Source organism: Stenotrophomonas sp. YIM B13575, from assembly GCF_042787595.1.
GTDB lineage: Bacteria > Pseudomonadota > Gammaproteobacteria > Xanthomonadales > Xanthomonadaceae > Stenotrophomonas > Stenotrophomonas lactitubi_B.
In genome coordinates this window covers 1-14,053 of sequence record NZ_JBHZOP010000118.1, presented here as the reverse complement: position 1 = coordinate 14,053, position 14,053 = coordinate 1, and the positions used below count along the sequence as shown (strand labels likewise).

The 14,053-nt window shown below is 67.5% G+C and carries 8 protein-coding genes; 3 read left to right on the top strand and 5 right to left on the bottom strand.

Annotated elements, in window-relative coordinates:
• Nucleotides 1-70 precede the first annotated feature (70 nt).
• From ACFX4F_RS17250 to adh, 3 genes are all read right to left on the bottom strand, one after another.
• Nucleotides 71-460: a hypothetical protein gene (locus ACFX4F_RS17250; protein WP_380657410.1), complete on the bottom strand. Its 390-nt coding sequence runs from the start codon at nt 458-460 to the stop codon at nt 71-73.
• A gap of 104 nt (nt 461-564) precedes the next feature.
• Nucleotides 565-1,593 carry an alcohol dehydrogenase AdhP gene (gene adhP, locus ACFX4F_RS17245; RefSeq protein ID WP_380657408.1) on the bottom strand — a complete coding sequence of 343 codons (1,029 nt, stop codon included), beginning with the start codon at nt 1,591-1,593 and terminating at the stop codon, nt 565-567.
• A gap of 80 nt (nt 1,594-1,673) precedes the next feature.
• The gene (gene adh, locus ACFX4F_RS17240) at nt 1,674-3,203 is read right to left on the bottom strand and encodes an aldehyde dehydrogenase (protein ID WP_380657406.1); all 1,530 of its coding nucleotides are present in this window, start codon (nt 3,201-3,203) and stop codon (nt 1,674-1,676) included.
• Nucleotides 3,204-3,425: 222 nt separating this feature from the next.
• Between adh and ACFX4F_RS17235 the strand changes: the two genes are divergently transcribed.
• Nucleotides 3,426-5,276 carry a sigma-54-dependent Fis family transcriptional regulator gene (locus ACFX4F_RS17235; protein ID WP_380657404.1) on the top strand — a complete coding sequence of 617 codons (1,851 nt, stop codon included), beginning with the start codon at nt 3,426-3,428 and terminating at the stop codon, nt 5,274-5,276.
• A gap of 51 nt (nt 5,277-5,327) precedes the next feature.
• Here the strand turns inward: ACFX4F_RS17235 and eda are convergent, their stop codons facing one another.
• Together eda and ACFX4F_RS17225 are read right to left on the bottom strand one after the other, a co-directional pair.
• Entirely contained in the window at nt 5,328-5,966 is a 639-nt protein-coding gene (gene eda / locus ACFX4F_RS17230) for a bifunctional 4-hydroxy-2-oxoglutarate aldolase/2-dehydro-3-deoxy-phosphogluconate aldolase (protein WP_380657402.1), read from the bottom strand.
• The gene (locus ACFX4F_RS17225; RefSeq protein ID WP_380657400.1) at nt 5,953-6,972 is read right to left on the bottom strand and encodes a sugar kinase; all 1,020 of its coding nucleotides are present in this window, start codon (nt 6,970-6,972) and stop codon (nt 5,953-5,955) included. Before ACFX4F_RS17225 ends, eda begins: the two co-directional genes overlap by 14 nt.
• 285 nt (nt 6,973-7,257) lie before the next feature.
• Here ACFX4F_RS17225 and ACFX4F_RS17220 point away from each other — a divergent pair, with 285 nt between their 5' ends.
• Together ACFX4F_RS17220 and ACFX4F_RS17215 are read left to right on the top strand one after the other, a co-directional pair.
• Nucleotides 7,258-10,020 (top strand): TonB-dependent receptor, encoded by a 2,763-nt coding sequence (locus ACFX4F_RS17220; RefSeq protein WP_265951059.1) that lies wholly within the window; start codon nt 7,258-7,260, stop codon nt 10,018-10,020.
• Nucleotides 10,021-10,156: 136 nt separating this feature from the next.
• Nucleotides 10,157-13,960, top strand: a complete 3,804-nt coding sequence (locus tag ACFX4F_RS17215) for a LamG-like jellyroll fold domain-containing protein (protein WP_380657398.1) — start codon at nt 10,157-10,159, stop codon at nt 13,958-13,960.
• Nucleotides 13,961-14,053 lie beyond the last annotated feature (93 nt).

Genomic DNA, 14,053 nt, shown 5'->3' with positions numbered 1-14,053 from the left:
GCCGGCCGCTGGCCGGCAACTGCAGGATCATCGAGGTGGCCGGCCAGCGGCCGGCACTACCGGTATCCGCTCAGCGCGGATCGCGCGATGCGCGACGACCGAACCACCAGCCGACCAGCAACTGCACCGGCAGCGAAACCAGCAGGCCGATGACGAACCACTGTGGGAAATCGCCCCCCATCATCCACAGGCCATAGCCCGCGCCGAGTACCAGCAACGACCAGATCGAGGTGCCATGCGCACGTGGCCAGCACGGCGCGTAGTAGGTGGCAAAGGCGATGGCGGCGATGCCGCCGAGCACGGTGAACGCCAGGTCCCAGCCGAGCTGCGCCTCGCTTCCCGGCGTCAGGCCCAGCAGCGACGGCAGCCAGCCGGCGGCACTGCTGACCAGGGCCAGCGCGAGCAGCGCGCCGATCAGGGCGAGCAACGAGAGAAAGATGGTCTTGAGCGTGCCGGGCATGCGCGCATTGTACGGCCGCCAGGCTGCCCGGCGCTGCCGGTGGATCGGCATGGCCGCCGTGCCCGTGGGAGAGGGGAACGGGCACGGCGGCCATGCACAGGGGGTCAGGCAGCGAAGTCGATCACCACGCGGCCTTCGATGGTGCCGGCGTGCATGCGCGCGAACACCTCGTTGACGTTCTCCAGGCGGTCGGTGCTGACCGTTGCCGCAACCTTGCCTTCTGCGGCGAACCGCAGCGACTCCTGCAGGTCCAGGCGGGTGCCGACGATCGAGCCGCGCACGGTGACGCCGTTGAGCACCATGCCGAAGATGTCCAGCGGGAAGTTGCCCGGAGGCAGGCCGTTGAGCGAGACCGTGCCGCCGCGACGGACCATCCCCAGCGCCTGTTCGAACGCCTTGGGCGAAACCGCGGTGACCAGTGCACCATGCGCGCCGCCGATTTCCTTCTTCAGGAACGCGGCCGGATCGGTGGTGCGCGCGTTGACGGTGACCTGCGCGCCCAGGCGCCTTGCCAGGGCCAGCTTGGCGTCGTCCACGTCCACCGCTGCAACGTTCAGGCCCATCGCGCGGGCGTACTGCACGGCCATGTGGCCGAGGCCGCCGATGCCGGAAATGGCCACCCAATCACCGGGCTTGGTGTCGGTGACCTTCAGGCCCTTGTACACGGTGACGCCCGCGCACAGCACCGGCGCGATCTCCACGAAGCCCACTTCCTTCGGAAGCAGGCCGACATAGTTGGCATCGGCCAGTGCGTACTCGGCGAAGCCGCCGTTGACCGAGTAGCCGGTATTGCGCTGCGTTTCGCACAGCGTTTCCCAGCCTCCCAGGCAGTGTTCGCAATGGCCACACGCCGAGTACAACCAGGGGATGCCGACCCTGTCACCTTCCTTGATGTGCCCTACCCCGCCTCCCACGGCCACGACGTGCCCCACGCCCTCGTGGCCGGGGATGAACGGCGGGTTCGGTTTCACCGGCCAGTCGCCCTCGGCGGCGTGCAGGTCGGTGTGGCAGACGCCACAGGCCTCGATCTTGACCAGCACCTCGCCCGCCCCCGGGCGCGGTACCACGACTTCTTCGATGACCAGCGGCTTGCCGAACTCACGGACGACGGCGGCCTTCATGGTTCTGTTCATGCGTGCTTCTCCGTAGTGCGCTTGCAGACAGGATGGCGCCGGCCCCATGCCCGCGCCTTGATCCCGATCAATCCTCAGAATCAGAAGAAGCCGAGCTTCTTCGGTGCGTAGCTGACCAGCAGGTTCTTGGTCTGCTGGTAGTGGTCGAGCATCATCCGGTGGTTCTCGCGGCCGATGCCGGACTGCTTGTAGCCGCCGAACGCGGCGTGTGCCGGGTAGGCGTGGTAGCAGTTGGTCCATACCCGCCCGGCCTGGATCGCACGGCCCACCCGGTACAGGCGCGCGGCATCGCGGCTCCAGACGCCGGCACCCAGCCCGTACAGCGTGTCGTTGGCGATCTGCAGCGCTTCTTCTTCGGTCTTGAAGGTGGTCACCGACACCACCGGCCCGAAGATCTCCTCCTGGAACACGCGCATGCCGTTGTGGCCCTTGAACACGGTCGGCTGCACATAGAAGCCGCCGGCCAGGTCGCCACCGAGCGCAGCCTTGTCGCCGCCAATCAGCACCTCGGCGCCTTCCTCGCGGCCGATGGCGATGTAGGACAGGATCTTCTCCAGCTGTTCGGCCGACGCCTGCGCACCCACCATGGTGTTCGGGTCCAGCGGATTGCCCTGCCGGATCGCTGCCACGCGTTCCAGCACGCGCTCCATGAAGCGTTCGTAGATCGATTCCTGCACCAGCGCGCGCGACGGGCAGGTGCAGACCTCGCCCTGGTTGAAGGCGAACATGACGAAGCCTTCCACGGCTTTGTCGAGGAAATCATCGTCCTCGGCCATCACGTCGGCGAAGAACAGGTTCGGCGATTTGCCGCCCAGTTCCAGCGTCACCGGAATCAGGTTCTGGCTGGCGTACTGCATGATCAGGCGGCCGGTGGAGGTCTCGCCGGTGAAGGCGATCTTGGCGATGCGCGGGCTGCTGGCCAGCGGCTTGCCCGCCTCCAGGCCGAAGCCGTTGACCACGTTGAGCACGCCCGGCGGCAGCAGGTCGCCGATCACCTCCATCAGCACCAGGATCGACGCGGGAGTCTGCTCGGCTGGCTTGAGCACCACGCAGTTGCCCGCGGCCAGTGCCGGCGCCAGCTTCCAGGCCGCCATCAGCAGCGGGAAGTTCCACGGAATGATCTGCCCGACCACGCCCAGCGGTTCGTGGAAATGGTAGGCCACGGTGTCGTCGTCGATCTGCGACAGGCTGCCTTCCTGCGCGCGCAGGCAACCGGCGAAATAGCGGAAGTGGTCGGCCATCAGCGGCACGTCGGCGTTGAGCGTCTCGCGGATCGGCTTGCCGTTGTCCCAGGTCTCGGCATGGGCCAGCAGTTCCAGGTTCTGTTCGATGCGATCGGCGATGCGGTTGAGCAGCAGTGCACGGTGGGCGGCCGATGTGCGGCCCCAGGCGTCCTTGGCGGCGTGCGCGGCATCGAGTGCGGCGTCGATATCCTCGGCGTTGGAGCGGGCCACTTCAGTGAACACCTGGCCGTTCACCGGCGAGAGGTTGTCGAAGTACTGGCCGCTGCGCGGGGCGATCCATTCGCCACCGATGTAGTTGCCATAGCGCGGCTTGAACAGGGAGCGCGGATCGGTGGCATGCGGGCGGGTGGACGGTAGGGCGTTCATGGCGGTTCCTGCGATGGGCGTGGTACCTCCACAGGCGCAAGGACGATGCCAACCCTGGCCTGCTGCGCTGCATCACGCCTTCATCGCCCGGCCATCGGTCATCGTGTGGCGCAGGCTGCGGCAGTGCAGCAAGCGCGGCCGTTGCAGGCCGGCGCGGGGTGTGCTGTTAATCGGGACAGGTCCCGCAACAACTGTCGCAATGTGCGACACAGGAGGCTGTCGGTGTCCCCGCTTGCTCCCGATCCCCGCCTGGGCAGTGCCCGGCGCAGTTTCTTCGAGCGCGGCGCTGCCCCGGTCGGCGCGGTGCCGGAGGCGATCCTGCATTCCTGGCAACGCTGCCAGCGGCACGGCCTGCTGGTGGATGCGCAGCCGGCCGCCGAACCACTGACCGACCACCGCCTGCGCGAACTGCGCCAGCGCCGCGAGCGCCTGTGGCGACAGGCGCGCCCTGAGCTGGATGGGTTGGCGGCGGAAATGACCCACAGCGGCAGCATCGTGCTGCTGACCGATGAAGACGGCTGGATTCTCGACGCTGAAGGCAGCACCGGTTTCCTCGACAAGGCCGGTCGTGTCGCACTGATGCCGGGCATGCGCTGGGACGAGGGCACGGTCGGCACCAACGCGATCGGCACCGCGCTGGTCGACGGGCGCGCGCTGCAGGTGCGTGGCGGCGAGCACTACTTCGCGCCGCACGGCATCCTCACCTGTTCGGCGGTGCCGATCCTCGATCCCTACGGGCAGTGCCTGGGTGTGCTCGATGTTTCGGGCGACGCGCGGCTGCCACACGTGCACGCGCTGGCGCTGGTGCGGCAGGCGGTAGCGCAGATCGAGCACCGCGGTTTCGCCGACGGCCTGGCCGACTGCGAGCTGCTGCGCCTGCATCATCAACCCGCGCTGCTCGGCAGTGCGCGCGAGGGTGTGCTCGGCTTCCGCGGCGGTCGCCTGGTCGCAGCCAATCGTGCCGGCCTGTCCCTGTTCGGGCTCGATCGGCAGGACATCGGCCGCACGCCGTACGAAGCACTGTTCGAACAACCGCTGTCACGGCTGGCCGATGACGGCGTGCTGCTTGATCGCCAGGGTCGTCGTCTGTACGGCGTGCGCGAAGCACGCGCGTCGCGACGCAGTGTGGCCACGCCGGCGGCGACCGCGCCGTTGCCGGCTCGCGCGCAGGGGCCACTGTTCGATACCGCACAGCAACAGCAGCTGGCCACCGCCGGGCGTGTGCTGCAGGCCGGGTTGCCGGTGCTGCTGCAGGGCGAGACCGGCACCGGCAAGGAAGTCTTCGCGCGCGAACTGCACGCACGCAGCACGCGTGCCGGTAAGCCCTTCGTCGCGGTGAACTGCGCGGCGTTGCCGGAAGGCCTGATCGAAGCAGAACTGTTCGGTTACGAGGACGGCGCCTTTACCGGTGCACGCCGCCAGGGCAGCCCGGGCCTGCTGCGGCAGGCAGAGGGCGGCACGTTGTTCCTCGATGAGATCGGCGACATGCCGCTGGCGCTGCAACCGCGTCTGCTGCGCGTGCTGCAGGAGCGCGAGCTGTCACCGCTGGGCGGTGGCAAGCCGGTGAAACTGGATTTCGCGCTGGTCTGCGCCAGCCACTGCGAACTGCCGCAGGCGGTGGACGCCGGTCGCTTCCGTGCGGATCTGTATTACCGCATCGCCGACCACGTGGTGACCCTGGCACCGCTGCGGCAGCATCCTGATCGCGGTGCCGTGGTGGATGCCCTGTGGCAGCGGCTGGGACAGGGCCACGTGTTGTCTGCGCAGGCGCGCGCAGCACTGCTGGCCCATGCCTGGCCCGGCAACCTGCGCCAGCTGAGCGCCTGCCTGCGTACGCTGGCCGCCCTGGCTGAGCCGGGTCAAGCGGTGGATCCGCAGCTGCTGCCGGCGGACGTACGTGCTGGCACGACGGCCGCGCCAGCACTGCCTGCCAGCGGTGCGCTGGAAGAAATCGCCGAGGCGGCCATGCGTCAGGCGCTGGCTGATTGCCAGGGCAACGTCAGCGTGGCCGCCAAGCGGCTGGGGATCAACCGCAGCACTCTGTATCGGCGGCTGGGTACGCCACGCGGCTGAGCGGATGCGCTGGCGCCGGGCCTGTGCCCGGCTCCAGCAGGGGCCAAGGAATCAGCTGGCCAGCACCGCGGCCTCGCGCGCCAGGCGCTCGACGCTGTCCCAGTCGCGGGTCTGCATCAGCGCGGCGGTGGTCAGCCAGGAGCCGCCCACGCACAGCACGTTGGGCAGGTGCAGGAACTGGCTGGCGGTCTGCGCGCTGATGCCGCCGGTCGGGCAGAAGCGCACATCAGCAAACGGGCCGTGCCATGCCGACAGCATCGCGGCACCCCCGGCCTGCACGGCGGGGAAGAACTTGAAGGTATCCAGGCCATGTTCCAGGCCGACGATCAGCTCCGAGCCGGTAGCCACACCCGGCAGGTAGGGCAGATCGGCATCGCGTGCGGCGGCGTACAGCCGTGTCGTCGCCCCGGGCGATACCGCGAAGCGGCCGCCGGCTTCCTTCACGGCCTGCATCTGTGCAGCATCGAGCACAGTGCCGGCACCGATCACCGCATCCGGCACCGCTTCGACCATGGCCTTGATGGCCTCCAGCGCGCGTGGCGTGCGCAGGGTCACCTCGATCACCGGCAGGCCACCACGGAACAGTGCCTGCGCGACCTGCACCGCATCGTCGATGTCATCGGGGGTGAACACCGGAATCACCGGTGCCAGTTTCAGTACCGCACGAACGCGTGGATCAGCGCCGGACATCGAATCGCTCCTCGCCCATCAGGGCCAACACATCAGCTTCGCTGACGGGATTGAAATCGCCGGGAATGGAGTGCTTCAGGCCCCCGGCGGCCAGGCCGAAGCGCACGGTGGCGTCGGCATCGAAGGCGGACAGGATGCCATGCAGGATGCCTGCCGCGAAGGCATCACCACCGCCGATGCGGTCGACGATGCCCTGCAGCTGGCGCACCGGTGCCTGCGCACGGGTGCCATCGCGGCCCAGCAGCAGCGCGCCCAGCGCATGGTGGTCCACGCTCAGCGTCTGCCGCTGGGTGCAGGCCAGCCACTGCAGCTGCGGGAATGCGTCGAATGCCGCTGCGGCTGCCGCTTCCACGCGCGCGACCACGTCGGCCTGTTCGAACCGCTGGCCGAGGATGACTTCGATATCGCGGTAGTCGGCGAACACGATGTCGGCCTGCGCGAACAGTTCGTGCAGGATCGCCTGCGCATCACCGCCCCAGCGCTGCCACAGCTTCGGCCGGAAGTTGCCGTCGAAGGACACGCGCACGCCCAGCGCACGGGCGGCGCGCGCTGCAGCCAGCGTGGCCTGGGCCACGTCCGGACCCAGCGCCGGGCTGACCCCGGACAGGTGCAGCCACTGCGCGCCCTTCAGCAGCGCCGGCCAGTCGTAGTCGGCGGCGGTGCTGTTGGCGAATGCGGAATCGGCACGGTCATAGACCACTTCACTGGCCCGTTGCACCGCGCCGGTGGTCAGGAAATACAGGCCCATGCGGCCGTCGGCATCCTCGCGCACGCTGCGCGTATCGACGCCATGCCGGCGCAGTTCGGCCAGCGCATGCGCGCCGAGCGCGTTGCCGGCGACGGTGCTGACCATGGCCACGTCATGTCCAAAGCGGGACAGCGAGACAGCCACGTTCGCCTCGGCGCCGCCGACGTGCACCTGCAGCTGCGGCGACTGCAGCAGCAGTTCGCGACCGGGTGCACCCAGGCGCAGCAGCAATTCCCCGAAACACACGATACGACCCATTTCTGCTCCTTCACGCGTGCCGCCCGCATGTGACACTGGGCGGCGTGGTTGTGGACCACGCGTGGGGCGTGGATTTGGCTAGCGGTGTCATTTCAATCCCGCCCAGCCTTGCCCTAAGCCTACCAAACTGTTGGAAGCATTGTCCTGCAAGCGTCTTGGAGACATTTCAGATCTGTTGCGGTGCAAGATGCCGGATCGGGAACGTGCTGTTAACGTCCGGCCTGACCAGCGGTGTCATCACGCTGAAACAGCCGCGATACCAGACCTTTGGGAGAGGGGAAAGGCATGCATTCTCGGAATCATGAAAAAAAGACACCGGTTACCTTGCTCGCGATGGCCGTCGCACTGGCCCTGGCAGGCAACGCCGGCGCGCAGCAGCAGAGCGCCAACCCGAACGCCACCGACCTGGATACGGTCACCGTCACCGGCTACCGCGCCAGCGTGGAGAAGGCGCTGGACATCAAGCGCGGCGAAGCCGGCGTGGTCGATGCCATCGTTGCCGAAGACATCGGCAAGTTCCCCGACCTGAACCTGGCCGAGTCGCTGCAGCGCATCCCCGGTGTGGTCATCACCCGAGAGGCCGGCGAAGGCCGCAACATCTCGGTGCGTGGCCTCGGCCCGGAATTCACCCGCGTGCGCATCAACGGCATGGAAGCGCTGACCACGGTCGGCGCCGGCGACCAGAGCGGCGGCACCAACCGCGGCCGTGGTTTCGACTTCAACGTGTTCGCCTCGGACCTGTTCTCGCAGCTGCTGGTGCGCAAGACCGCCTCGGCCGACGTCGAGGAAGGCTCGCTGGGCGCTACCGTCGATCTGCGCACCGCGCGTCCGTTCGACTACGACGGCTTCACCTTCGCCGCCAGTGGCCAGGCCAGCTACAACGCGATGGCCGAGAAGGCCGACCCGCGCATCGCCGCGCTGGTCTCCAACACCTTCGCCGATGGCACCTTCGGCGCCTTGCTGTCGGTGGCCTATTCCGAGCGCCAGGCGCTGGAGGAAGGTTCCAACACCGGCCGCTGGGCCAACGGCCCGAGCAACGGCAACTTCGCCGCGTCCTCGCCGTTCGCCGCCGCGCGTGGCGCCAACGTGTTCCATCCGCGCTTCCCGCGCTACGTGCAGATGGAACACGAACAGAAGCGGCTGGGCGTAACCGGTTCGCTGCAGTGGAAGCCGAACGACGCCACCGAGATCTCGCTGGATGCGCTGTACTCGAAGATCGATGCGACGCGCGACGAGCACTACATCGAAGCGATCTCCTTCAGCCGCGGCGCCAATGCGAGCGCACGCCTGTCGGGCAAGCCGACCACCATCGTCAAGAACGGCGAGATCCGCGACAACGCATTGCTCTACGGTGAATTCGACAACGTCGACATCCGCACCGAGAACCGCCACGACGAGTGGAGCACCGAGTTCAAGCAGATCGCGCTGAACGGCCAGCACCGCTTCGGCGATGACTTCACCCTGTCCGGCAAGCTCGGCATCTCGCGCTCCAAGCACGAGAACCCGGTGCAGACCACCGTCATCATGGACAAGTACGACGTCAAGGGTTACAGCTACGACTACCGTGGCAACAGCCGTGCGCCGGTGCTCAACTACGGCATCGACCCGACCAATCCCAACGGCTGGGAACTGGCCGAGATCCGCCTGCGTCCGCAGTACGTGGACAACGACTTCGACACCGGCCAGATCGACTTCAACTGGAACATCAGCCCGGGCTTCCGCCTGAAGGGCGGCGTGCTGGCCAAGGACTACACGTTCAAGACGGTCGAACTGCGCCGCGCCAGCGAACTGGCCGTGCCCAACTTCGCCGGCGGCAGCAAGATCGTGCCGGTGAACCTGACCGAGCAGGCCGGACTGAAGGGCATCAGCGGCAGTCCGTCGAACTGGGTCGTGCCCGACCTGGATGCGATCGCCGAACAGCTGGACATCTACAGCAACAGCGGCACCTTCGCCGTTGCCCCGCGCGCCAACAACGTGCGCAGCGTTGAAGAGAAGGACCGTGGCGCCTACCTGATGGGTGAGTTCTCCACCGAACTGGGTTCGCTGCCGCTGTCGGGCAACTTCGGCGTGCGCTACGTGCGCACCAAGCAGTCGTCCACCGGGCAGTCGACGCTGGCCAACGGCACCGTCGAAACCACGGTCAGCCGCACCTACGACGACACCCTGCCCTCGTTCAACCTGGTGGCTGAAGTCACTCCGGACTTCCTCATCCGCCTGGGTGCGGCCAAGGTGATGAGCCGTCCGGGGCTGGGCAGCCTGACGCCGGGCGCGACGGTGGCGGTGGCCGGTGGCGCACGCACCATTTCCAGTGGCAACCCGGTACTGGATCCGATCCGTGCGACCAATGTCGACCTCGGCTTCGAGTGGTACTTCGCCGAAGGCGCGATGGCCGGCATCGGCCTGTTCTACAAGGACATCGAGAGCTTCGTGCAGACCACCCGCGAAGTGCGCCCGTACAGCGACAGCGGCCTGCCGGCTTCGCTGCTGGTCGGCACCGGCGCCTCGGCCACCGATGACTTCACCTACAGCAAGCCGGTCAACACCCCCGGCGGCGAACTGCACGGCGTGGAGGCCAACTACACCCAGCCCTTCACCTTCCTGCCGGGCAAGTGGGCGAACCTGGGCGTGCAGTTGAACTACACCTGGGTGGAATCGAAGATCCAGTACATCAACGCGGCCGGGCAGCCGGTGATGAAGACCGACCTGACCGGCCTGTCGAAGTCGTCGTGGAACGCCACGCTGTTCTATGAAGGCGAGAAGTTCGCCGGGCGCATCTCGGCCACCAACCGCGATGACTACCTGACCCAGGCACCGGGCCAGGAAACCGGCTTCAACCTCGATGGCTACCACGGCATGACCGGTACCACGGTGTTCGATGCGTCCATCCGCTACAAGATCAGCGACCAGCTGGAACTGAGCCTGGAAGGCATCAACCTGACCAACGAGGCGTCCGACGAGTGGGTGTACTCGCCGCTGACCGGTCGCCTGCCGCTGCAGTACACCGAGACCGGCCGCCAGTACCTGCTGGGGCTGCGCTACAAGTTCTGAGCAACGCCGGCGGCGTGCCACCCGGCACGCCGTCGTTCGCCACGACCGCTGCTGCGCCGCAAGGTGCCGTCGCGGCGTGGCCTTGCTACGGTCCGGCGGCCCTTGCCGGCCGTCGCCCGTTGAAAGGAAACGCCTGATGCCGCACCGCTCGACCCTGTCCCGCTGCCTGTTGCTGGCGGTGGCCTTGGCTGCCGGCCCCGCGATGGCCGCTACCGATGCACCCACGCTGCTGTTCCACGTCGATGCCGGCAAGGGTCTTGAGGCCGTGGTGGCGCAGGGTGAGGCGGTGCCGAACTTCCGCGACAAGGTCGACATCGTCGACGACGGAGCACGCGGCAAGGCGATCCAATGGCAGGACGACGGCGTACTGGCCTGGGATGCGCCCGGCAACATCCTCGCCCAGCGCGGCACCCTCGCCTTCGACTGGCGCGCGCGCTACGCGGTGGGCGATGCACCGTTCGTGATCTTCCGCGTCGGCTATGCCGACCACAGCAGCTGGGACATGGCCTGGCTGCGCATCGACTGGAACGGGCATGGCTTCGATGCGTTCGTCACCGATGCCAACCTTGCCCGCACGCGTGTGTCGTTCCGCATGGACACGCCGCCACGCGCGGACCAGTGGCTGCACCTGGCCTTCGCCTGGGATGAAGACCAGGGCGTACGCCTGTTCGTCGATGGTCGCGAGGTGGCGCGTGTGCAGGCCAGCGGTGACTACGATGCGGCCCTGGACCAGCTCGGCCTGGCCGGACGGGTGATGGCGCCCTACCAGGTGCAGAGCCGCTACAACTTCCTGCGCGGCAGTGATTTCCAGCACATCCGCGTGTACGACCGCATGCTTGATGCTGCGGCCGTCAGTGCGCTCGCGCGTGGCAAGGCCGTCACCAGCGCCGTTGCCGGCGCCAGCGATGACCGCGCCTGGCGTCATCGCTTCGGCTGGGACGGCGCACCGCCACCGGCATTGACCGCAGCCAGCACGCGCATCCGCAAGATCGAATTTGCCGATACCCGCGATATGAAGGCGTGGATGTGGAAGGCCACCGACGGCATCGCCGAAACCACCTGGCCCGGTGTCTACAACCGCTCGCGGCTGCCCGGCCGCAACGACTACTTCCAGTTGCCGGACTGGAACACCTACGTGGAAAGCGGCCAGCATCTGGACCTCACCGTTCCGGCCGGCGAGACCGTCAACCGTGTGGAGATCCGCGGTGCGGCGTTCGGCACGCTGGCCCACGGCCGCGATGCGGCGCACGCCACGCAGGTGCTGGCAACGCGTCCCCAAGGCGTGGTGCGCAGCGTCGACGACATTCCGGCACAGACCGGGGGCGTGCTGCGTTTCAGCAACGTTGAACAGGAGACGCCGATCCAGGAAATCTGGGCGTACGACGTGCGCGAAGGCGCCGAGCCCGATGGCACGGTCAAGCAGACCTATGTCATCGACAGCCAGGCGCTGCCCGACTACACCAACCTGGACACGCTGCGCCGTTACATCGACGGCCGCTATCCGCTGGCCGAACGCAGCACGGTGATGGCGCTGCCGAAGGGCGCAGGCTCGCGGCGCCGCAGCGCCGACACGCTGCCGGCCCAGCCGAAGCCGATCGTGCACGTGCTGATTCCCTCCGGCGTGGGTGATGCGCCGGCCAACCAGCCGTTGATCCGCAGCTGGGCCTACAGCTGGGAAAACATGCATGACGGCCTGGACGGCGTGGCCATCGACATCCCCGCACTGGACCTGCCGGCCACGCACGATGGGCTGATCCCGCTGAACATCCGCATCAAGGATCCGATCTGGCCGGCGCGCGACATGATCGATGTTTCGGTCTCGGTGCAGCCCGGGCAGAAGCGCACGTTGTGGCTGGACCTGCGCGACCGCATCCTGACGCCCGACAGCCTGTGGCTGAGCATCGCCTCGACTGCGCCCGGCTTCGATGCGGCGTCGCTGGACGGTGCGCAGGTGCGGCTGGTGTTCAAGCCACGCGCCGAGGCGATCAAGGAGCATGTGGCCGACCGCTTCAACCAGGTGCGCGACAACTGGGGCTTCCTGGTGGAGGAACACACCACCTCCAAGCGCCAGCGCCTGTATGCGCGCGTATACGCGGACCTGAGCGACCTGCTGCGGGTGGACCCGGACCACGAACTGGGCCGGTTGTACTGGAACTACATCAGCTACAACAGCCAGGGCCGACCACCGTACACCGCGCCGGAGGTGCCAAACGGTGTACCGGCGTGGGCATTCCATCAGGTGCAGGATCTGGCCCAGGTGCGGCAGTTCGTCGACTGGTGGATCGATCAGCGCCAGGTGGCCTACGGCGATTTCGGTGGTGGCATCTCCGACGATTCCGACCTGACCCAGCAATGGCCGGGGCTGGCCCTGATGGGCGTGCAGCCGGACCGCCTGAATGCCTCGCTGACCGCATTGTCCGATGCGGTGTACCGCAATGGCATGTTCAGCAATGGCCTGAGCACCATCGAGACCGATGAGCTGCATGCCTACGAGGAAGGCATCAACACCAACAGCGCGATGCTCTACCTCAACTGGGGTGATCCACTGACCCTGGAACGATTGATGGAAACGGTGAAGGCGTTCGACGAGCGCATCATCCTGCGCAACCCACAGGGTCATCTGCTGTTCTCCAGCAACTGGTTCGGTGGCAACAAGGTCTACCGCGAACCGAACTGGCAGTGGCAGAAGCCGTATTCGTTCCCGGTGCTGCATCCGGCGTTCCTGCTGGGCCAGTACAACGCCGACGCGACCGGGCGCCGGCTGGTGATCGGCCTGGCCGATGGCTATCTGGCCCACGCCGGCAGCGACGACAAGGGCCGCTTCACCCTGCCCAACGAGATCAACTGGGCGACCGGCGAGACCCGTGGCGGCGAACTCAACAACGGTTCCGGCAGCGGCGACACCATGCACACGTTCTGGGCGGCATGGCGCTGGACCGGCGATGCGAAGTACCTGCAGGCCCTCGACTATCGCGTGCAACGCGGCGGGCCCGGCGCGCTGGCCAACCTCGGCGAGAACTACGTGGAAGCGCTGGGCCGGCAGCAGGACTGGTACCCGCTGCTGACCGCCGACGCCGATGCCGGAAAGACCGGCTTCGCCAGCCTGATGGCCTGGCAGGCCAGCGGCGATCGCAAGTACATCGACGCACTGCATGCCGATGGCCTGCAGGCCAAGGTGCAACGTGCGTACATGAACACCGAGGGCCATTGGTGGTCCGACCGGGTGGAAGCGCCGAGCGAGTTCCTGCAGCGTGCACGGCTGGGTGGCATCGCCCTGAAGCGCAACCAGAGTTGGCCCGGTCACACCGTCAGCTGGCGCTTCGATCGTGAGGGTGCCGCCGAACAGGTGGCACTGCTGGTGCATGCGCCCTCGCGCGAGCACTTCACGGTCACCAGCCACAACCTCGGCGCGCGCGTGATCACCGCTGACATGACCGGTTGGAACGTGGCCAGCGGGTCATGGCGCGTGCGTAGTGGCATGGATGCCGACGGCGATGGCCGCATCGACGGCACGCCGCGCGAACGCGTGGTGCAGTTGGAAACGAGTGCGTCGGTTGCGATGCAGTTCCAGCCTGGGCGCACCGAGGTATTCGAGTTCGAGCGTGTGTCTGCGGGGACGCCGGTGGAAACACGCCCGGACCTGGGTGTGGGCCGTGGTGATGTGCGGATGGACGGGCGCCAGGTACACGTGACGGTGCACGGCCTTGGGCATGTGGCCAGCGGCGTGGGCGTGGCGGTGCTGGAAGATGCACGGGGCCGCGAGATCGCACGCACCGAAGTGCCGGCGATGGCTGCACCGACTGACCTGTTGCCGAAGACGACGGTGGTGTCGTTGCCGTTGCCGGCTGGTGATCGCAGTGGCCTGCGCGTGCGCGTTGCGCTGGCCGACGGCGGTGAGGAAGTGACGCGGCTAAACAATGTGGTGGACGTGCCGCGGTGAACTCCGCGTTCCGCCGGGCATGGCCCGGCGCTACCGATGAATCGGTTGCCCACAAGCCCTGGTAGCGCCGGGCCATGCCCGGCGGAACGCGAT

Bases quoted from the DNA above. Each gene is read 5' to 3' on its own strand.
- adhP (WP_380657408.1), bottom strand. From the start codon at position 1,593: ATGAACAGAACCATGAAGGCCGCCGTCGTCCGTGAGTTCGGCAAGCCG.
- ACFX4F_RS17225 (WP_380657400.1), bottom strand. From the start codon at position 6,972: ATGGGTCGTATCGTGTGTTTCGGGGAATTGCTGCTGCGCCTGGGTGCA.
- adh (WP_380657406.1), bottom strand. From the start codon at position 3,203: ATGAACGCCCTACCGTCCACCCGCCCGCATGCCACCGATCCGCGCTCC.
- ACFX4F_RS17220 (WP_265951059.1), top strand. From the start codon at position 7,258: ATGCATTCTCGGAATCATGAAAAAAAGACACCGGTTACCTTGCTCGCG.
- ACFX4F_RS17215 (WP_380657398.1), top strand. From the start codon at position 10,157: ATGCCGCACCGCTCGACCCTGTCCCGCTGCCTGTTGCTGGCGGTGGCC.
- eda (WP_380657402.1), bottom strand. From the start codon at position 5,966: ATGTCCGGCGCTGATCCACGCGTTCGTGCGGTACTGAAACTGGCACCG.
- ACFX4F_RS17250 (WP_380657410.1), bottom strand. From the start codon at position 460: ATGCCCGGCACGCTCAAGACCATCTTTCTCTCGTTGCTCGCCCTGATC.